Here is an 18,448-nt window from a genome sequence, read left to right on the forward strand (position 1 = left end):
AAATCAAACGAGTTGGGAGGCGGCTGGTTCCGACAAATACGACCAGCGGTTGGCCGCGCCTGGCTCAGATCAAGCCAGCGAGCGGACTTGAGGGGTCGGCATACATGCGTCGCCCCATGCGCCCGGCGAGATAGGCCATGCGTCCAGCTTCGACCGACGCTTTCATGGCAGCGGCCATCAGCACCGGGTTCTTGGCTTCTGCAATGGCGGTGTTCATCAGTACGCCGGTGCAGCCCAGTTCCATCGCCACCGCTGCATCGGAGGCCGTGCCGACGCCGGCATCGACCAGCACCGGGAGCTTGGTGCCTTCGACGATCAGACGGATGGTCACCCGGTTCTGGAGGCCCAGGCCCGAGCCGATGGGCGCGCCGAGCGGCATGATCGCCACCGCGCCCGCACTCTCCAGCTGCTGCGCGGCGATTGGGTCGTCGGTGCAGTAGACCATCGGCTTGAAGCCCTCCTTGGCGAGGATTTCCGTCGCACGGATGGTCTCGACCATGTTCGGGTAAAGCGTGCGGGCTTCGCCCAGCACTTCCAGCTTCACCAGATCCCAGCCGCCCGCCTCGCGCGCCAGTCGCAGCGTGCGGATCGCGTCTTCAGCGGTAAAGCAGCCAGCGGTGTTCGGCAGATAGGTGATCTTCTTGGGGTCGATGAAGTCGGTCAACATCGGTGCCTTGGGGTCGGACACATTCACCCGCCGCACCGCCACGGTGACGATCTCCGCGCCCGATGCCTCGACGGCAGCGGCGTTCTCGGCGAAATCGCGATATTTGCCAGTCCCGACGATCAGCCGCGAGCGGAAGGTGCGCCCGGCCACGCTCCAGCTATCATCGGCCAGTACCGGCGATCCATCGCCGCCGCCGACGAAGTGCACGATCTCCAGCTCATCGCCATCCTCGACGATCACATCGGCCAGCTTCGCACGCGGCACGACCTCCAGATTACGCTCGACCGCCACCTTCTCGGGCGCCAGCCCAAGCTCATTGGCCAGATGCGCTATGCTGTGCCCGGCGCGCACGCGGCGATGCTCGCCATTGACCCGGATGCCGATCGTTCCGTCCGCGCTCATGCCGTGTGTTCACCTTTCGCTTTGAGAGCCGTTCGCCACGCCATATAGGGTGGAGCCCAAGGCTCGCAACCAACAAGGACCGGATGGCCCCATGACTGCCGCGCGAAAAATCTATGTCCTCAATGGCCCCAATCTCAACCTGCTCGGCACGCGTGAGCCGGAGATATATGGCTATGATACGCTCGACGACATTGCCGACCGCATGGAAGACGAGGCCCGGCGCGCCAGCGTGGAGCTGGATTTCCGCCAGTCCAATCATGAGGGCCATCTGATCGATTGGCTACATCAGGCCAATGCGGAAGCAGCGATGGCCGTCATCCTGAACGCGGGCGGCCTCACGCACACTTCCGTGGCGCTGCACGATGCGATCAAATCCATCACCGTGCCGGTGATCGAGGTTCACCTCTCCAACCCCGCCGCGCGGGAGAGCTTCCGCCATCATAGCTATGTCGGCATGGCCGCGCGCGGATCGATCGCGGGCTTCGGCGCGCTCTCCTATATGCTGGCGCTGGAAGCGGCGCTTGAGATGGATTGAACCAGACAGGGCGTGCAAACGGTTGCCTTATCGGGCGAAGGGCAATAGGCCCCAGCCCCACTCCAGAACAGAATAAAGCTTTCTCAAAGGGAAGACCAATGGCCGACAAGACCAACGAAGGCTCGATGCAGGTGGACGTTAAGCTGGTGCGCGAACTGGCGAAAATGCTGGACGCGACGAACCTCACCGAGATCGAGGTGGAAGACGGCGACCGCAAGATCCGCGTCGCCCGCACCCCCGCCGCCCAGAGCGCGACCTATGCGCCGATGGCCGCTGCGCCCGCACCGGCAGCCCCGGTGGCTGCTGCTGCGCCCGTGGAAAGCGCTGCACCGGCCCCCGCGGCCGGTCCCGCCGCCGGCACGATCAAATCGCCGATGGTCGGCACCTGCTACCTGACGCCTGAGCCGGACGCCCCCGCCTTCGTCAAGGTCGGTGACGCGGTGAAGGCGGGCCAGACCCTGCTGATCGTCGAGGCCATGAAGGTCATGAACCCGATCACTGCGCCCTCTGCCGGCACGGTCCAGGCTGTGCTGGTCGAAAACGGCCAGCCGGTCGAATATGACCAGCCGCTGATCGTGGTCGCGTGAGGACACGCCAGCCATGAGCATCGAGAAGCTGCTGATCGCCAATCGCGGCGAGATCGCCCTGCGCATCCACCGAGCCTGCCATGAGATGGGCATCAAGACGGTGGCCGTGCATTCGACCGCGGACGCGGACGCCATGCATGTGCGCTTGGCCGACGAAGCCATCTGCATCGGCCCCCCCGCTGCGAAAGACAGTTATCTCAACATTCCCGCGATCATTTCCGCCGCCGAAATCTCGGGCGCGGATGCGATCCATCCGGGCTATGGCTTCCTGTCCGAAAATGAGCGTTTCGCGGAAATCGTGGAAGCGCATGACATCATCTTCGTCGGCCCCAAGCCCGAGCATATCCGCGTGATGGGCGACAAGGTGGAAGCCAAGCGCACCGCCGGCGCGCTCGGCCTGCCGCTTGTGCCGGGCACCGACGGCGCGATCGAGGACATTGCAGACGCCAAGCAGCGCGCGAGAGAGATCGGCTATCCGGTGCTCGTGAAAGCGGCCTCCGGCGGCGGCGGGCGCGGCATGAAGGTTGTCCCCACCGAAGACGAGTTCGAGAGCCTGATGTCCCAGGCCAAGAGCGAGGCCAAGGCGGCGTTCGGCGACGACACCGTCTACATGGAAAAATATCTCGGCAATCCGCGCCATATCGAGTTCCAGATTTTCGGCGACGGCAAGGGCAATGCCATCCATCTGGGCGAGCGCGACTGCTCGCTGCAGCGGCGCCACCAGAAGGTGCTGGAAGAAGCGCCCTCCCCGGTCATTTCATCGGCCGAGCGCAATCGCATGGGCACGCTCGTGGCCAAGGCGATGGCCGACATGGGCTATCGCGGCGCGGGGACCATCGAATTCCTGTACGAGAATGGCGAATTCTACTTCATCGAGATGAACACCCGCATTCAGGTCGAACATCCGGTGACGGAGATGATCACCGGCTTCGATCTGGTGCGCGAGCAGATCCGCATTGCCGAGGGCAAGCCGCTCTCGGTGACGCAGGACGAGCTGGAGTTCCACGGCCACGCCATCGAGTGCCGCATCAATGCGGAAGACCCGGTGACGTTCATGCCCTCCCCCGGCAAGGTGCAGATGCTCCACGTCCCCGGCGGCATGCATGTGCGCGTCGAAAGCGCGCTCTATCAGGGCTATAGCGTGCCGCCTTATTACGATAGCATGATCGGCAAGCTGATCGTCTATGGCCGCACCCGCGAGGGCTGCCTGATGCGCCTCAAGCGCGCGCTTGAGGAATATGTCATCGAGGGCATGAAGACGACCATCCCCCTGCACCAGAAGCTCATTGCCGACCCGGACGTGCAGAATGGCGATTACAGCATCAAGTGGCTGGAAGAATGGCTGGAGCGGCAGAAGGTCGATTGAGCGGACAACCGCCACTGCGCATCCGTCCGGTCGCCCCGGCGGATGCGGAGGCCGTCACGGCGATCTACGCCCATCATGTGCAGCATGGCACAGCGACCTTCGATACGCAGGCGCCCACGGCCGAGCAATGGCGCGAGAAGATCGCGCATCTCGCTGAGCGGGGCTGGCCCTTCCTCGTTGCGGAAGATGAGAACGGCGCGGTGATCGGCTATGCCTATGCCGCGCAATTCCGCGACCGCCCCGCCTACGCTCATGCCTGCGAGGACAGCGTCTATCTCCATCCCGCGAAGACCGGCCAGGGCATCGGCAAAGCGCTGCTGGCGGCGCTGATCCCCGCAGCCGGCGCGGCAGGCTTCACCCAGATGCTCGGCGTGATCGCCGGCGGCGAGGACGCCTCGGTCGCGCTCCATGCCGGCCAGGGCTTTCGCCACGCAGGACGCATGGAGAAGGTCGGCTATAAATTCGGCCGCTGGCTGGACACCATCTACATGCAGCGGGCCTTGCCCTGCGACGACCAGACGGCCTGACGGACGGGCAAACGAAAAGGATCAGGCGATGAAGGCGACCATCTACCACAACCCCCGCTGCTCGAAATCCCGCGAGGCACTGGCGATCCTGCAGGAAACGCCGGGCGTCGAGGTGGAGATCGTCGAATATCTCAAGGCCCCGCCGAGCCGCGACACGCTCGCCGCCCTCTATCAGCGCGCGGACCTCACCCCGCGCGAGGGCCTGCGCAAGGCCGAGGACGGCGCCAAGGCCCTCAAGGACGCGGACGACGCCGCCATCCTCGACGCCATGGCTGCCGACCCCATCCTGATCGAACGCCCGCTGGTGGCGACCGAAAAAGGCGTGCGGCTGGGCCGTCCGCCGGAGACGGTGCGGGAGATTTTGTAGAGGGATTAGGTGGTTGTTGCTCAGTGCTGACAGCTCGGCCTTCCTCAGTTCACGACACCCGTGAGCTTTGCGGAACAGCCGAGTTCGCAACTCGGATGCACATTTACAGTGGGGCTTGCGCTCGTCTTGGGCGGCTTGGTGTTTGCTTTCAAAACCGCTATTTTCGAGTGGACGATTGGCCCGCCGCCTAGAGTTCTGGAAATCTCGACGGAAGTGGCTCGCTTGCAGTTTGAAGCCTGTATGCATGGCGCCACAGCAACAAAATTTTTAGGTCCGCTATCCGTATATGAGCCATTCTCGACGCGCGCCGGTGGGACTGTAGGCGAGGCCTTTCATTATCGAACCGCCGAAGGACAAATCTTAACTTGGCGCCGGCAGAGCGGCTCTGCTCGAGTTTCGGTCAGAGCCCTGCGGCCGCTCACTCAAGCACAGATTGATGCTCTTAACCGTTGCCTGACTGTGTCTGACACTTGGTAGTTCTGGCAGCGGTCTGCTTCCGGATCCGAGCGTGGTGCAAGTAACGGTGCCGACGGTCAGCCGACCTCGACGCCTTTCCAGAAGGCGATACGGTCGCGGATCGCTTCCGCCTCGGGTTTGGGATCGGGATAATACCAGGCGGCATCCGGATTGTCGGCGCCATCGACATGCAGACTATGATAATGTGCCGTGCCTTTCCACGAGCAGACCGTCGTCGTGTCACTCGGGCGGAGGATGGCGGGATCGACGGCATCGGCCGGGAAATAGTGATTGCCTTCCACGACGACCGTCTCCTCGCTGCGGGCAATGACGGCGCCGTTCCAGCGGGCTTCGACCATGCGGTGTCTCCTTAAGGTCCGGCGGGTGATAAGAGACCCGCCCCGTCCTCCCAACGCACGTCACCCCGGACTTGATCCGGGGTCCCGCTGGTTTATGCGCCCTTGCTCTGACCAGCCGGTCACGAGAAAGCTGGACCCCGGATCAAGTCCGGGGTGACGGTGGGGGAAGAAACATCCTCCCCCGCCCTCCCCTCAGACCGCCAGGTCCGCCGGCACCACGGGAAGCGAGCGGATGCGCTTGCCGGTGGCGGCGAAAATGGCATTGATGATCGCCGGGATCACCGGCGGCAGGGCCGGTTCACCGAGGCCGGTCGTATCATTGTCCGAGATCACCCATTCGACCACCACGTCCGCCGGTGCATCGACGATGCGGGGCAGCGGGTAATCGTGGAAGTTGGTGCGGTTGGCCGCGCCATCCTTGATCTCGATCTTCTGGCCGGACAGCGCCTGGCCCAGCCCGTCGATCACCGCGCCCTGCGCCTGATGCAGCGCGTTGATGGGGTTGATGATCTGCCGGCCGACATCGCCCGCAACCCAGACCTTATCGACGCTGACCTTCCCGGTCTTGGCGACGGTCACATCCACCACTTCGGCGAAATAGCCGCGATGGCTGTAATAGAAGCCAAAGCCCCGGCCCTTGCGCACGCCGTCCCCAACATTGGCGCCGGCATCCCCGCCGGTGCGGCCCTTCCAGCCCGCCATCTGGCAGACCTTGTCGATTACCGCGCGGGCACGGCCCGTGTTGAACTCGGGTACGCTGCCATCCATGCCGGGGCGGTTGCCATGCTTCATCAGCCGCGCCTCGCCCAGCGTGCGACGCATCAGCTCGGGCAGGTCGAGACCGCCGGCCAGTGCCACCTCATCGAGGAAGCTCTGGAACGCAAAGGCCAGTGCATTGGAGCTCGGCGCGCGCAGATAGCCCGTCGGCACGTTGCTCTCGACATAGGAGACCGAGAGATCGACATCCGCCAGCAGGGGCGCCGGAAATTCCGTCGCAGTCATGGCGGCGCCGGTGTCCGGCTTGCCATCCTTGCCATAAGTGATGAAATGGTCGGTAAAGGCCACGAGCTTGCCCGAGCCATCGATGCCGGCCTTGAAATCATGCCAGCCGCCGGGCCGGAAGAAATCGTGGCGCAGATCGTCGGTGCGGGTCCAGATCATCTTGATCGGCCGACCTGGCAGCGCCTTGGCGATCTGCGCGACCTGCGCCATGTAATCGTTCATCAGCCGCCGGCCGAAGCCGCCACCGATGCGCGTCATGTGGATGGTGATCGCCTCCGGCGCGATGCCGAGCGCCTCGGACACCACCTTGCGCCCGTCCGCCGGGAGCTGAGTCGGCGCCCAGAACTCGATCTTGCCGTCCTTGAACAGCGCGGTGCAGTTCTGCGGCTCAAGCGTTGCGTGGGCGATGTAGGGATATTCATAGCGCGCGGTGACGGTCTTTGCCGCGCTGGCCATGGCCTTGGCGGCATCGCCGGCCTTGTGGATCGAGCCTTCCGGCGCAGCCGCCATCTTGGCCTCGGCCGAAGCCTTGAAAGCCGCGCTGGAGAAGCGCTTCTGCGCCTCCATATTCCACACCGGCTTCAGGGCCGAGCGCGCCTGATTGGCGACCCACCAGCTTTCCGCCACGATAGCCACCGCATCGTGCGGTCCCTTGGGATTGTAGCCGCTGTTGAGCGGCACCACGGCGATGATGCCGGGAAGCGCCTTCACCGCCGCCTCATCGAAGCTGGTGAGCGTGCCGCCATAAGCCGGGCATGCCTCTATCGCGGCGTGGAGCAGGCCGGGCTTCTTCACATCGATGCCGAACAAAGGCTTGCCCGCCACGATGGCCGGCGTATCGACGCCGATCTTGGACTTGCCGATGATCTTGAAGCTCGCCGGGTCTTTAAGCGGCACGGTCTTGAGGTCCGGCGCGGCGATCTTCGCGGCTTCCGCCGCCAGCTCGGCATAGGTCACGCTGTGCTTGGCCGTCGGCGAACCGGACGTCTGCGAGACGCGGCCGCCGCCGGTGGTGAGCGTGTCTTCCGGCACGCCCCAGCGCGCCGCCGCTGCCTTGATGAACATCTGCCGCGCCGCCGCGCCGATCTGGCGCATGGGCAGGTAGTTCATCGGCGTGGTGAAGCTGCCGCCAGCGACCTGCATCCCGTAGGTCTTCTCGTCGGCAATGGTCGTCTCGGCGGTGACCTGCGTCCAGTCGACATCCAGTTCCTCGGCGATGAGCATCGGCAGCATCGTCTTGACGCCCTGGCCGATCTCCGGGTTCTTGGAGCCGATCACGAAGCGGTTGTCCGGCAGTACGCGGATGTAGGCGTTGATGATGACCGCCTTCTCGCCCGGCGCCTGCGCGAAGGCGAAGCGCGCATCGAAGGCCAGCACCGCGCCGCCGACCAGCGTCGCCTTGAGCAGCCCGCGGCGGTTCATGTTGAGGGGCGCGTTCATGCGGCGGCTCCCTCTTCGAGGCCAGCCGCCTGTTTGATGGCCTTGCGGATGCGCAAATAGGTCGCGCAACGGCAGATATTGCCGCTCATCGCCGCATCGATCTGCTGATCGGTGGGCTTGGGCGTCTTGGCGAGCAAAGCCGTTGCGGAGACGATCTGCCCGGCCTGGCAATAGCCGCACTGTGGCACATCGAGCTGGGTCCAGGCCTCACTCACGGCCTTGCCGACCGGCGTCGTCGCGACATGCTCGATGGTGGTGATCTGCTTGCCCGCCGCCGTGCCGACCGGCGTGGTGCAGGAGCGCACGGCCTGGCCGTCGATCATCACCGTGCAGGCGCCGCACAGCGCCATGCCGCAGCCGAACTTGGTGCCGACCATGTCCAGATCTTCACGAAGCACCCAGAGCAGCGGCTTCTTGGGGTCGGTTTCGACCTGCCTTTTTTGCCCGTTGACCATCAGTTCGGTGGCCATGCCGCTTCTCCCTCCGCAATGTCTCGATAAGCGGCGACATTGCCGCTCCTCTCGCCCCATTGTCAATGTCCGTAGGCTTGCAATAATGAGGCAGGCGAGAGATGGCAGCGGCACCCCGGCACCCACCCCGACACAGGACCAGCGCTTGAACGATATCGATGCCATCATCACCGCCGCGCGCGACTGGGCCGGCCAGCCCATGGCGCTCGCCACCGTCGTGGAAGCCTCCGGTTCCGCGCCAAGGCCGCGCGGCGGGCATATGCTCATCGCGGCGGATGGACGCTTTGCCGGATCGATCTCGGGCGGCTGTGTGGAATATGACGTGTTCGCCATGGCCGAGCGGGCGATCACGAAGGGGGAGACCGGCCTGCGCTATTTCGGCAGCACCGACCCCAGCGTGTGGGAGCCGGGCCTGCCCTGCGGCGGGCAGATCGGCGTGCTCGTGCAGCCGGTGAGCGAGGCGGGCTTTGCGCCGGCCTTGTTCGAGACGGTGGCGCAGGGCCGCGCGGCGGGCAAGGCGGTCGCCATCTCCACCGACCTTACGACCGGCAAGGCGCGGCTAGGGACGCAGGCGGGGCAGTTCGTCAATCTCTACGAGCCGGCGCGAAAGCTGCTGATCGTCGGCGCGGTGCAGATCGGCCAGGCGCTCTCAGCCATCGCGCAGACGCTCGGTATGGCGGTGACGGTCAACGACCCACGCGAACGCTTCCTGAGCGCCGAGCGCTTCCCCGGCGTGACGCTGAGCGACGCCTGGCCGGACGATGCCGTCGCCAGCTTCGCGCCGAATGCCGCCTGCGCGGTGGTCACGCTCAGCCACGACATCAAGATCGATGACCCGGCCCTGATCGCCGCGCTGGCGCAGTCGACCGGCTATATCGGCGCGCTCGGATCGCGTGCCAATCATGCGCGGCGGCTGGAGCGGCTCGCGGCGGCGGGGGTAAGCGCGGACGAGCTGCGCCGGGTGGACGGGCCGGCCGGCCTGCCGATCGGCGGCCTTGGTCCGCAGGAGATTGCCCTCTCCATCGCCGCCGGCATGGTCGCGGCCTTTCGCGGGGCCCGCTGATGGCGCTGCCCGGCCTCGCCGTGGCGCTGCTGGCGGCGGGGCGCTCGATCCGCTTCGGCACGGCGGACAAGCTGGTGGCGGACCTCGGCGGACGCGCATTGATCGGCTGGGCGGCTGAGACCGGGCTGACGGTAGAGGCGACCCATCATCTGCTGGTGGCGCCGGCGGGCGTGGACTGGGGAAGCCATGCACCGAAATATCGGCTGGTCGTCAATTCTCGGCCAGAAGTGGGGATGGCGCACTCTTTGGGTCTGGCGGCGGCGGCGGCGCAGGAAGCCGGAGCCTCGGCGTTGATGGTGCTGCTCGCGGATATGCCGTTTGTCACGGCCGAGCATCTGGATGCGGTGCTTGGGCAGTTTGCGACGGATGGAGCGTCCGCTGTCTTCTCTTGTTCGCCCGAAGGCGTTGCTCAACCGCCCGCGCTGTTTCCGGCGCGGGCTTTCGCTGATCTCCAAGCGCTTGAAGGAGATCGGGGTGCGCAGGGGCTCGCCACAGGGTCTGCGCTGGTGAACGCCGACGCACGGCTGCTGCTGGATGTCGATACGCCGGAAGACCTCGCGTGGGCGCGGGCCATGGTTACGAACACGGAGAGCAAAGCTCCGGACTGAGCGCACTCTCAATCCCGGCAGCATCACCCTTCCCGTGCTCCTGCGAAGGCAGGAGCCCAGGGCGTTTGAGAACCACGGCGACGTATAGAGAAAGTTCGCGCACATGCCGAGCGTATCGGGTTCAAGTCGGCTGATTGATTGAAGCGCTTTACCGCCCTGAGCTCCTGCCTTCGCACGAGCACGAGAGAAATCTCGAGTTGCGGAGCGATGCCCTCTCGATGCCCCCCCTTAAATCTCCAGCTGGCTACCGAGCTCGATCACGCGGTTGGTCGGCAGGCGGAAGAACTCCATCGGGCTTTCCGCGTTGCGCAGCATCCAAGCGAAGAGCTTTTCGCGCCAGATCGGCATGCCGGGTCGGGCGGCCGGCAGCAGGGTCTGGCGCGTGAGGAAGAAGCTCGTCTCGATCATGCGGAAAGGCTGGCCGCAGCCTTCCACCATCGCCAGTGCAGCGGGCACGTCGGCCTCTTCCATGAAGCCGTAATGGATCAGCACGCGATAGAAGCCACGCCCGAGATCCTCGACCTGATAGCGATAGGAGGCATCGACCGTCGGCACATCGAGCACCTTGACCGTCAGCAGCACCACCCGCTCGTGCAGCACCTTGTTGTGCTTGAGATTATGCAGCAGCGCATGCGGCACGCCATCCGAGGTGGAGGTCATGAACACGGCCGTGCCCTGCACCCGCACGGCGCTGTTGGCGGCCGAGGCGACGAAGACCGGGATCGGCATGGCCGCTTCGCTCAGCCGATCGACCATCAGCCCACGGCCCTTGGCCCAGGTGGTGAGCATGGTGAAGATCACCAGGCCGACCAGCAGCGGGAACCAGCCGCCATCCGGCACTTTGGTCAGATTGGCGCCGAAATAGGCGATGTCCACGATGAAGAAGATCGCCAGCGCGCCATAGGCCAGCAGGCGGTTCCACTTCCACAGCGAGAGCAGCAGCACCGCGAGCAGGCAGGTGTCGATGAACATCGCGCCCGTCACCGCGATACCATAGGCCGCGGCGAGATTGCTGGATGAGCGGAACGAGAGCACCAGCAGGATCACCATCACCATCAGACCCCAGTTGATGACCGGGATGTAGATCTGCCCCTGCGCGCTGGCGCTGGTGTGCTTGATCTTGAGGCGCGGAATGAAGCCGAGCTGGATCGCCTGTTGGGTGAGCGAAAAGGCGCCGGTGATCACGGCCTGGCTGGCAATGATCGTCGCAACGATGGCGAGGATGACGAGCGGCAGGCGGAAGGCTTCCGGCGCGAGCAGGAAGAAAGGATTGCGGATCGCGTGATCCACCTGATCCGCCGGCAGAGAGAGGATGAACGCCCCCTGCCCCAGATAATTGAGCATGAGGCCGGGCAACACGAAGAACAGCCAGGAGACCCGGATCGGATTGCGGCCGAAATGCCCCATATCCGCATAAAGCGCTTCCGCGCCGGTGACGGCGAGCACGACGGAGCCGAGCGCGAGGAAGGCCAGCAACTTGTCGGTCAGGAAGAACTGGAAGGCATACCAGGGATTGAGCGCCAGCAGGATCGCGGGATCGGTGGCGATATGCATGATGCCAAGGCCCGCCAGCGTCGCGAAATAGACCAGCATGATCGGCCCGAAAAGCTGGCCGACCCGCGCCGTTCCGCGCGACTGGATAGCGAACAGGCCGATAAGGATCGCCACGGAGATCGGCAAAACCAGTGGCGCGAAATGCGCGTTGACGGTGATGAGACCTTCGGATGCCGACAGCACGGACATGGCCGGGGTGATCATCGAATCGCCGTAGAAGAGTGCGGTCGCGAAGACGCCGAGGATCACGATCGGCCCGGTCCAGCGCTTGCGGCCGCTGCGGCGGTTCACCAGCGCGAGCAGCGCCAGACTGCCGCCCTGCCCCTTGTTGTCGGCCCGCATGATGATCGAGACATATTTGATCGTCACGACGATCATCATCGACCAGAAGATCAGGCTGAGCACGCCGTAGATGTGCAGCGCATCGGGCGCGAGCGGGTGGTGCCCCGCGAACGTCTCGCGGAAGGCGTAGATCGGGCTGGTGCCGATGTCGCCGAAGACAATACCCATCGCCGCCAGCGCCATCTTGCGCAGGCTGTCCGGGCCGTGCCCATGACCAGCGGCCGCAGGATTCCCCGCCGCAAAGTCTCGTGGCTGATCGGTAGGGCTCACTTGCCCGCCTGACTCGCAATCATCAATCGCGCTTCCCTTGCCCAGGCCCTGCCCTGAACGGGCGGCGCCCTAGCACTTCGTCGAGAGGCACGCAACGCACCATCAGGGGCCGGCATTTCCGCTTTGGGGCGCCCCAGCCTGCGGGGCATCGCCCTGAGATGGCCCACCCTGCGCCATGGCATCGCGCCGCTCGATGAGCGCATTGAGCAACGCCACGTTGCGGATCAGCTCCTCACGCAGCTCGAAATCCTCCGGCAGGCGCGCTGCAAGCTTCAGCCAGACATCGCGCGCGCGGTCGAACTGACCCGACTCCGCCAGGGCAAGCCCATAGAAATAATTGGGAGAAACGCCGTCCGGCTGGAAATGCAGGGCCTGCGCGAAGGCATAATCCGCCGCCGGGGTCAGCGTGCCATTGCCATGCGCGACCAGCGCATTGCCCAGCCCCACCCAGATGTTCGCGTCATCGGGATATTCTTTCAGGCCCGAGAGCAGCACATTGGCGGCGCCGGCCGTGTTGCCCTTGCGGGCGAGCGCGTCGGACACGACAAGCCATTTCGTCGCACCAGTCAGCCGCTCGCCGATTTCCGAGCGCTTCTTGGCCAACGCCTCATCGAACTTCACGCGCGAGTCGTTCGCCGCGACCGGCTTGTCGGCCAGACCCGGACTGCCCTGCCAGGCATAGCCGGCGAGGCCGAGCAGCAGCGCAGTGGCAACCGGCGCGGCATGGCGGAGCGGCAGGCGCGCACCCAGCATGATGCCGATGCCGACCATGAGCGCGATGCCCGCTGCGATCAACAGGCCGGTCATGCCTTCGCTCCCTTGCGGCGGCGCATCCGCCCATATGCCAGCGCCCCGCCCGCGCCCAGCAGCATCAGCGGTGCCGCCCAGAGCGGCCAGAGAATGGGGTCCGCGGTCGGCTTGTAGCTGATCCAATCCCCATAGCGCTCGATGAGCCAGGCGCGAATGGCCTCAGGGTCTTCGCCCGCCGCGATGCGCTCGCGAATGATCGAGCGCAGGTCCGCCGCCATACTCGCGTCGCTGTCCGCAATAGACTGGCTCTGGCAGGTCAGACAGCGAATCGTGTGCATCAGCTCGGTTGCCTTCGCCTCCAGCGCCGGATCGTCGAGCTGGCGATTGGCATAGGGTGCGGGCGGCAGTGCGGTCTGCGCGAACACAGGCGCCGGCAGGATGGCGAGCAACGCCGGCAGGATCAGCGCGCCTCTCATGACCGCGCCTCGCGCAGCTTGGCGAGGATCATGTCCACATCCTGCGGGCCGATCACGCCGATATGCTGGTAGCGGATGATGCCCTTGCCATCGACCACGAACGTCTCCGGCACCCCGGAAGAGCCCATATAGAACTGCAGGGCACTGCGCTCATCCAGCCCGATGCGCTGATAAGGATTACCGTGACGCGTCAGGAAGTCGTCCACATCGGCGCGGGCATCGCGGATGGCCACGCCATCAATGGGCACGCCCCGTTGGGCAAGTTGCAGCAGCACCGGCGCCTCGGCGATGCAGGGCACGCACCAGCTCGCGAAGATGTTGAGCAGGCGCGGCTGCCCGTCCGCCATCGCCTTGGTGGAGAGCGTCGGGCGGCTGGAGGCGCCCGCCGGCAGGTCCATCGGCGGGACCGGCTTGCCGATCATCCGCGATTGCACCACCGTCTGCTGCTCACGATTGAGGCCCAGCGAGGCCACGCCGAGGAAGATCACATAGGCAATCAGCGGAATCCACAGGATGAGCGAGCGCTTGCCGAACTTCATGCCAGCGCCTCCTGCGGATGCTCCGCGCCAGATGCGCGCGCGAGCCGCGCCTGCTTGCGCTCGCGCCGGACGCGGCCGACCAGCGCCAGCGCGCCGCCCAGCGCGATCAGTCCCGCGCCGCCCCAGATCAGCGTGACGAACGGCTTCCACCAGATGCGCAACTGCCAGCGGCCATTTTCGAGCGCTTCGCCCAGCACCAGATAGAGCTGGCCGTTCCAGCGGGTAAGCTGGATGGACTCGTTGGTCGGCGTCGGCGGATCGGTGAAATAGCGGGCCTGAGGCCGCGCGGTGCCGATCACCTTGGCGCCACGTCGCACGACAAGCTGCGCTTCCATGGCGGTCCAGTTCGGCCCGGCATAGGGCCGCACCCCTTCCATGGTCACGGTGTAGCCGGCGATCTCGAAAGAGTCCCCCGGCGCTGCAGCCGCCAGCCGCTCGGATGAGAAGGCCGATTCGCTCGCCATGCCGGCCAGGCTGACTGCGCAGCCCAGATGCGCGATCACCATGCCATAAGTGAACATCGGCGTACGCCGCAGATTACGCTTCCAGAGCGGCGCAACGCTGGCCACGGCAACGGCGGCGGCCATAACGAGGCCCAATAGCGGCAGCCAGCCGATCGGGCGGTCCGCAAACAGCAGCACGGCGATCAGCGTGACCAAGGCAGCGCCGATAGCGGGAGCCGAACGCCGCAGTGCTGCGCCCGACTCGTCCCGCCGCCAGCGCAGCAGCGGCCCGACGACCAGCGCGGTCATCAGCACCAGCGTGATCGGCCCGATCACCGCGTTGAAATAAGGCGGACCCACAGAGACGCTCTGGCCCAGCATTTCGGTCAGCAGCGGATAGAGCGTGCCGATGAGCACCAGCCCCAGAATCACGCACAGCAGCAGGTTGTTGACGACGAGCAGCGCCTCGCGGCTAAGCGGATCGAACCGCGCGCCCTCGTTCACCGTGTGGACCCGCATCGCGAACAGCGCGAGCGCGCCGCCGATATAGAGGCCGAGCAGGATGAGGATGAAGCTGCCGCGCGTGGGATCGACTGCGAACGCATGGACGCTGGTCAGGATGCCCGAGCGCACGAGGAAGGTGCCAATCATCGACATGGCGAAAGCGACCACTGCCAGCATCACCGTCCAGGCCCGCAACGCATCGCGGGCAGCCAGGACCGAAGCGCTATGGAGCAGCGCCGTCGCCGCCAGCCAGGGCATGAGCGAGGCATTCTCGACCGGGTCCCAGAACCACCAGCCGCCCCAGCCTAGCTCATAATAAGCCCAGTAGGAGCCGGCCGCGATGCCGATGGTCAGCAGCACCCAGGCGCCCAGCACCCAGGGCCGGATCGCCCGGGCAAAGCGGGCATCCACCTGCCGGGTGAGCAGCGCGCCCACCGCGAAGGAGAAGGCTACGGACAGGCCGACATAACCAAAATAAAGCGTCGGCGGATGGAAGGCGAGACCGGGGTCCTGCAGCAGCGGGTTCAGCCCCTGCCCCTCGACCGCCGGGGGATTGAGGCGCTGGAAGGGATTGGAAGCAAACAGCAGGAAGGCGTAAAAGCCAAGGCTGATCGCCGCCTGCGCGCCGAGTGTCGCGAAATGGGTCGCGCGGTCGAGACTGCGCTCGAACAGCGCCACCGCGCCGCCGGCAAGGCTCATCACCGCCACCCAGAGCAGCATCGAGCCCTCGTGATTGCCCCAGGCGCCGGCGAATTTGTAGATGAACGGCTTGAGCGAATGGCTGTTCGCCGCGACCAGATAGACCGACATGTCGGAGATCAGGAACAGGACGATGAGCAGCGCCATAGCGAGACCCGCCAGCACGCCCTGCGCGACCGCCAGGGGCCGGATGAAGCGGGCCGCATCGGCATTGCCGCGCGCGACGGCCAACCAGGCGAGCAGCAATTGCAGGCCGGCGAGCGTGGCCGCGAGCCACAGGGCGGCAAGGCCGGCTTCAGCGATCATTGGCCGCTTGCATCCACCTGATGGGTCTGCGGATCATATTTGATGCCCTCCATCTCGCGCGGCATGTAGCGCTCGTCATGCTTGGCGAGGATGTTGGTCGCGCGGAACACGCCGTCTTCCCCAAAGGCACCTTCCGCCACCGCACCGCTGTTCTCGGCAAAGAGGTCGGGCGTGATGCCGGTGAAGGAGGCCGGCACGGTCGCCTTGCCGTCGGTCAGGCGGAAATCCACCGTCGTTCCGTTGGCGTGGCGCTTGATGCTGCCCGCTTCGACCATGCCACCCAGACGAATCGCGCGACCCGGTTCGACCTTCGCGGCCAGCGCTTCAGCGGGCGTGTAGAAATAGGCAGCCTGCGAGCGCAGTGCGGACATGGCCAGCAGCACGCCGCCGATCATCGCCGCCAGCGCCAGCCCGACGAGAATGAGGCGCTGATGCTTGCGCTTGGGGCCAGCTCTGTTCGACGTCACCGCAACCATTTCAATCCCGCTCCAGCAAATCCCGCGCCCGGCGCTCCGCCTGCCGCGCGCGGGCCCAAGCCCACAGGCTGGTCGCAACCGTCGCAACGAAGGTGAGGCCATAAGCCGCAATCACGAAAGGCCAGGGATTCATGATATGCGCCCTCAGCCCCGCGACATCCGGCGCAACCGCGCCTCGATCCGATTTTCCGCCAGCATCGCCCGCATTCGCAGCAGCACGATCGCCGTGAACCAGAGGGTAAAGCCGAGCACCGTCAAGCCAAGCGGCCAGAGCATGGATGGCGCAATGCTGCTGCTCATGCCGACCACGCTGATGCTCTTGGCCTGGTGGAGACTGTTCCACCACACGACCGAATAATGGATGATCGGCAGATTGAGCGCGCCGATGAGCGCATAGATCGCCGTCACGCGGCTGACGCCGCCGGCATCGCCCCGCTCCACGCTGGCGCGCGCCAGTGCAATATAGCCAATGTAGAGGAACAGCAGCAGCAGCATGGAGGTCAGCCGCCCGTCCCACTCCCACCATGTCCCCCAGGTGGGCCGGCCCCAGATCGATCCGGTGGCGAGACACAGGGCGGTGAAGACCGCGCCGGGCACCGCGATGGCCCGGCCCGCGACGCTCGCCAGCGGGTGACGCCAGACAAGCTGCATGATCGCCGCGATGGTGAGGCCACTCCAGCCGCCCATGCCCAGCCATGCCGCCGGCACATGAATGTAGAGGATGCGGAAGCTGTGCCCCTGCAGATAATCCGCGGGCGCCACGAACAGCCCGGCCCAGCACCCGGCGAGAATCAGGAGGATGCCGCCCCAGAAGCACCAGGGCGTCGCAGGCACGGCAATCGCCAGAAAACGTCGCGGGTTCGCAAGGACGTGCATCCCGCCCCTTTAGAGGCAGCGGGGCAGGCGCGCCAGTGGCTTTGGCCAGAGAATGTGACGCCGAATGTGACCCCGGCCGCGCTCAGCGCAGATAGGGGTTGGCGCGCTTGCGGGTCTTGCGGTCGATGCCCATCAACAGCCCCAGTGAGATCATGATCGAGAGCATCGCGGAGCCGCCATAGGAGACGAGCGGCAAAGGCAGGCCGACGACCGGCGCAAAGCCGACGACCATCATCATGTTGATGGAGATGTAGAGGAACAGGCTGCAGGTCAGCCCCGCCGCCAGCAGCTGGTCGAAACGGCTGGCAGCATCCCGCGCGACGTTCATGCCCCAGCGCAGCAGCAGCCAGAACAAGGCGATGATGACCGTCGCGCCGAGCAGCCCCCACTCCTCGGTTATGGCCGGAAAAATGAAATCGGTATGCGACTCAGGAAGATAATGGAGATGGCTCTGACTGCCTTGCAGATAGCCCTTGCCGAAGAAGCCGCCCGAGCCAATGGCGATGACCGACTGGGTGATGTGATAGCCCGCGCCCAGCGGATCGGCCTCCGGGTTCATGAAAATCGTCACGCGCCGCTGCTGGTGCGGCAGCAGGAAGCTGTAGATCACCGGGATCAGCACGATCGCGGCCGCGCCCGCCGCCGCATAGAGCCGCAGCGGCAATCCCGCGAGAAAGGTCACGACCGCCACAGACAGCACCAGCATCATGCCGGTGCCGAGATCCGGCTGGAGCAGGATGAGCGCGAAGGGCACCACCGTGAGCGCGACCGGTGGCCATAGCGCCGTGAAGGAGCGCGTCGCGGCGGGCGGCAACATCTCGTAGAATCGCGCGACCATGCCGATCACGGCCAGCCGCACGAACTCGGAGGGCTGCAACTGCATGAAGCCGAGATTGAGCCAGCTCCGCGCCCCGCCCCCCACGATGCCCATCATCAGCACAATGATGAGCAGCGCGAGACTCGCCAGATAGGCCGGGAAGAGCAGCGGCTTGAACTGCTCGGAGGGGATGTAGGAAATCACCAGTGCCAGGATCAGAAACAGCGCAAAGCGCAGCAGATGCGCACCGGCCCACGGCACCATCGAACCACCAGCCATGGAATAGAGTGCGAGCGCGCCGACCACTGCCAGCGCCGTCACGATGCCGATGGCACGCCAGGACTGGTTGGCGATCGCAGGCGGGACATGCACGAGCATCATGGGGCGGGATCTTGAACCGGAGTTTGGGAGGGCGACGTTGCCCTCCCCGCCTAATGCCTTTCCGCCTCCAGTGAAAGCACGCGCTTAACCCCTTCGCCTCAGGCAAGCGCTCGGCGGATCGAGCGAGCTTGCCACGCCCGACCTGCCAAAGCCATGTTTCCTCCCA

Annotated in this window: 20 protein-coding genes; 7 read left to right on the forward strand and 13 right to left on the reverse strand. The window is 65.5% G+C overall.

The window, feature by feature from the left end; translation table 11 throughout:
- Window positions 1-64: 64 nt before the first annotated feature.
- Complete coding sequence (gene thiS, locus M2339_RS09050; RefSeq protein ID WP_181559122.1) at window positions 65-1,069, reverse strand: sulfur carrier protein ThiS; 1,005 nt, start codon at window positions 1,067-1,069, stop codon at window positions 65-67.
- 91 nt (window positions 1,070-1,160) lie between these two features.
- On the opposite strand from thiS, the gene aroQ reads away from it, so the two are divergent.
- The 5 genes from aroQ (at window position 1,161) to arsC (ending at window position 4,451) form a co-directional block, all read left to right on the forward strand.
- On the forward strand, window positions 1,161-1,604 hold the full coding sequence (aroQ, locus tag M2339_RS09055) for a type II 3-dehydroquinate dehydratase (RefSeq protein WP_264569796.1): 444 nt from the start codon (window positions 1,161-1,163) through the stop codon (window positions 1,602-1,604).
- 98 nt (window positions 1,605-1,702) lie between these two features.
- Window positions 1,703-2,191, forward strand: a complete 489-nt coding sequence (accB, locus tag M2339_RS09060) for an acetyl-CoA carboxylase biotin carboxyl carrier protein (RefSeq protein ID WP_264574769.1) — start codon at window positions 1,703-1,705, stop codon at window positions 2,189-2,191.
- A gap of 13 nt (window positions 2,192-2,204) precedes the next feature.
- Window positions 2,205-3,557: an acetyl-CoA carboxylase biotin carboxylase subunit gene (gene accC, locus M2339_RS09065; RefSeq protein WP_181559119.1), complete on the forward strand. Its 1,353-nt coding sequence runs from the start codon at window positions 2,205-2,207 to the stop codon at window positions 3,555-3,557.
- Window positions 3,554-4,084 (forward strand): GNAT family N-acetyltransferase, encoded by a 531-nt coding sequence (locus M2339_RS09070; protein ID WP_264586846.1) that lies wholly within the window; start codon window positions 3,554-3,556, stop codon window positions 4,082-4,084. The genes accC and M2339_RS09070 overlap by 4 nt, the downstream gene beginning before the upstream one ends.
- 28 nt (window positions 4,085-4,112) lie before the next feature.
- Window positions 4,113-4,451, forward strand: coding sequence for an arsenate reductase (glutaredoxin) (gene arsC / locus M2339_RS09075; protein ID WP_264586845.1), 339 nt, complete (start codon window positions 4,113-4,115; stop codon window positions 4,449-4,451).
- Between the two features lie 533 nt (window positions 4,452-4,984).
- Here the strand turns inward: arsC and M2339_RS09080 are convergent.
- The 3 genes from M2339_RS09080 to M2339_RS09090 form a co-directional block, all read right to left on the reverse strand.
- Window positions 4,985-5,266, reverse strand: coding sequence for a DUF427 domain-containing protein (locus M2339_RS09080; protein ID WP_264586844.1), 282 nt, complete (start codon window positions 5,264-5,266; stop codon window positions 4,985-4,987).
- 192 nt (window positions 5,267-5,458) lie between these two features.
- Complete coding sequence (locus M2339_RS09085) at window positions 5,459-7,708, reverse strand: xanthine dehydrogenase family protein molybdopterin-binding subunit (protein ID WP_264586843.1); 2,250 nt, start codon at window positions 7,706-7,708, stop codon at window positions 5,459-5,461.
- Window positions 7,705-8,178, reverse strand: a complete 474-nt coding sequence (locus M2339_RS09090; protein ID WP_264586842.1) for a (2Fe-2S)-binding protein — start codon at window positions 8,176-8,178, stop codon at window positions 7,705-7,707. The genes M2339_RS09085 and M2339_RS09090 overlap by 4 nt, the downstream gene beginning before the upstream one ends.
- Before the next feature lie 145 nt (window positions 8,179-8,323).
- Here M2339_RS09090 and M2339_RS09095 point away from each other — a divergent pair, with 145 nt between their 5' ends.
- Both M2339_RS09095 and M2339_RS09100 read left to right on the forward strand, forming a co-directional pair.
- Entirely contained in the window at window positions 8,324-9,241 is a 918-nt protein-coding gene (locus M2339_RS09095) for an XdhC family protein (RefSeq protein WP_264586841.1), read from the forward strand.
- Complete coding sequence (locus M2339_RS09100) at window positions 9,241-9,849, forward strand: NTP transferase domain-containing protein (protein WP_264586840.1); 609 nt, start codon at window positions 9,241-9,243, stop codon at window positions 9,847-9,849. The genes M2339_RS09095 and M2339_RS09100 overlap by 1 nt, the downstream gene beginning before the upstream one ends.
- Before the next feature lie 228 nt (window positions 9,850-10,077).
- Here the strand turns inward: M2339_RS09100 and M2339_RS09105 are convergent, their stop codons facing one another.
- The 9 genes from M2339_RS09105 to rodA form a co-directional block, all read right to left on the reverse strand.
- Window positions 10,078-12,015: a potassium transporter Kup gene (locus M2339_RS09105; protein WP_264586839.1), complete on the reverse strand. Its 1,938-nt coding sequence runs from the start codon at window positions 12,013-12,015 to the stop codon at window positions 10,078-10,080.
- Window positions 12,016-12,117: 102 nt separating this feature from the next.
- Window positions 12,118-12,822: a tetratricopeptide repeat protein gene (locus M2339_RS09110; protein ID WP_264586838.1), complete on the reverse strand. Its 705-nt coding sequence runs from the start codon at window positions 12,820-12,822 to the stop codon at window positions 12,118-12,120.
- Window positions 12,819-13,241 carry a cytochrome c-type biogenesis protein CcmH gene (locus M2339_RS09115; protein ID WP_264576215.1) on the reverse strand — a complete coding sequence of 141 codons (423 nt, stop codon included), beginning with the start codon at window positions 13,239-13,241 and terminating at the stop codon, window positions 12,819-12,821. Before M2339_RS09115 ends, M2339_RS09110 begins: the two co-directional genes overlap by 4 nt.
- A complete protein-coding gene (locus tag M2339_RS09120) occupies window positions 13,238-13,780 on the reverse strand; it encodes a DsbE family thiol:disulfide interchange protein (protein ID WP_264576216.1) in 543 nt (180 codons plus the stop codon). Before M2339_RS09120 ends, M2339_RS09115 begins: the two co-directional genes overlap by 4 nt.
- Entirely contained in the window at window positions 13,777-15,732 is a 1,956-nt protein-coding gene (locus tag M2339_RS09125; protein WP_264586837.1) for a heme lyase CcmF/NrfE family subunit, read from the reverse strand. The genes M2339_RS09120 and M2339_RS09125 overlap by 4 nt, the downstream gene beginning before the upstream one ends.
- Complete coding sequence (ccmE, locus tag M2339_RS09130) at window positions 15,729-16,208, reverse strand: cytochrome c maturation protein CcmE (protein WP_181559107.1); 480 nt, start codon at window positions 16,206-16,208, stop codon at window positions 15,729-15,731. Before ccmE ends, M2339_RS09125 begins: the two co-directional genes overlap by 4 nt.
- Before the next feature lies 1 nt (window position 16,209).
- Window positions 16,210-16,341, reverse strand: coding sequence for a heme exporter protein CcmD (gene ccmD, locus M2339_RS09135; protein WP_181559106.1), 132 nt, complete (start codon window positions 16,339-16,341; stop codon window positions 16,210-16,212).
- An 11-nt stretch (window positions 16,342-16,352) separates the two neighbouring features.
- Window positions 16,353-17,084 (reverse strand): heme ABC transporter permease CcmC, encoded by a 732-nt coding sequence (ccmC, locus tag M2339_RS09140; RefSeq protein ID WP_264574756.1) that lies wholly within the window; start codon window positions 17,082-17,084, stop codon window positions 16,353-16,355.
- Between the two features lie 82 nt (window positions 17,085-17,166).
- Window positions 17,167-18,282, reverse strand: coding sequence for a rod shape-determining protein RodA (gene rodA / locus M2339_RS09145; RefSeq protein WP_264574755.1), 1,116 nt, complete (start codon window positions 18,280-18,282; stop codon window positions 17,167-17,169).
- Between the last annotated feature and the right edge of the window lie 166 nt (window positions 18,283-18,448).

Origin of the sequence: Sphingobium sp. B2D3C (genome assembly GCF_025961835.1) — a bacterium.
In the GTDB taxonomy this organism is placed as follows: domain Bacteria; phylum Pseudomonadota; class Alphaproteobacteria; order Sphingomonadales; family Sphingomonadaceae; genus Sphingobium.